Raw genomic sequence first — 1,209 nt, forward strand, 5'->3', positions numbered from 1 at the left:
GCAATTGGCGAGATGAGATAATAATTCTTGAATCCTTGTAGTCTACGGTTAAGGCCTTTCACAAGTTCATCCATATCCAGATATAACTTGTTCCTTTTCTCCGTGTACTCTTTGATGTTGCTTCTCATCTTTTTCATTGCCTTCTTGGTTGGAATGTGCGACATGACATAGATTTTCGAACCACCCTTGTTCAGGACTGGAAACTTTCTGTGATGTAGCCCCAGGAAATCAAAACCATCAGAATCATCCCATATATTCACAAGCCTGGACTTTTCAATACTCAGAGATAGATCAAGTTTCGTCATCATCCCTTTTAGCACTTGAATGCTTTCCAGTGCCTGTTTCTTTGAGTGGCACATAATCACGAAATCATCGGCATAGCGTATGAGTTCTCCCAGATGGGAGAACTTCTTTAACCAGAGTGAATCCAGTACATTCAGGTAGATGTTTGATAACAGCGGAGAAATGACGCCTCCTTGCGGCACTCCTGTGTCGGAGTCACGGAAATGGCCATCTTCCATGACACCTGCCTTCAACCATTTGCGGATGAGCTTTAATACTCTCCTGTCGCTAATTCTCATCTCGATGAGTTTCATCAGCTTTTCTTGATTGATATTGTCGAAGTAACCTTGAATGTCCACATCTACTACCCAGAAGGACTTCCTGCTTGCCTTTCTGATTTTCGCAATCGCCTGATGTGCATTTCGTTTTGGTCTGAATCCGTACGAACAGTCTTGAAAATCTGCCTCAAAGATCGGTTCAATGACCATTTTCATTGCCATTTGTGCCACTCTGTCCTTGATCGTGGGGATTCCTAATGGTCTTTGTTTCCCATTCGCTTTAGGGATATATGTTCTTCGAACAGGCTGGGGTCGGAAACGTTTCTCTTTTAGTTCCAGATATAGTTCATTTAAGAACTCTCTTTCCCCGTATTCATGGACAATCTTTTCTATGGTTTGCCCATCAATTCCGCCGCTTCCTTTCTTACTCTTGACTCTTTTCCATGCTTCCGCAAGGATATCAGGTCGATAGACCTTATCATACAACGCATGAAATCGCCTAGTAGGGTTTTCCTTGGCGCAAAGATATAAAGTTTTCCAGAGTTCTCGAGCTTTTACATCGGTGTAGTTAGCCAGTTTTCCAGCATTCACTCACTCTTACCTCCTTTAAACTTGTGAACGAAGCAGGGCTCCTTCCCTAGACAACGTT

The 1,209-nt window shown here is 42.9% G+C and carries 1 protein-coding gene; it reads right to left on the bottom strand.

All coding sequences use genetic code 11. The annotated features are described in order from the left end of the window. A partial coding sequence (ltrA, locus tag CVD23_RS18625; protein ID WP_101666817.1) for a group II intron reverse transcriptase/maturase occupies positions 1-1,151 on the bottom strand: 1,151 nt, incomplete at its 3' end. Between the last annotated feature and the right edge of the window lie 58 nt (positions 1,152-1,209).

Source organism: Bacillus sp. V33-4 (assembly GCF_002860225.1).
GTDB lineage: Bacteria > Bacillota > Bacilli > Bacillales > Cytobacillaceae > Bacillus_BJ > Bacillus_BJ canaveralius.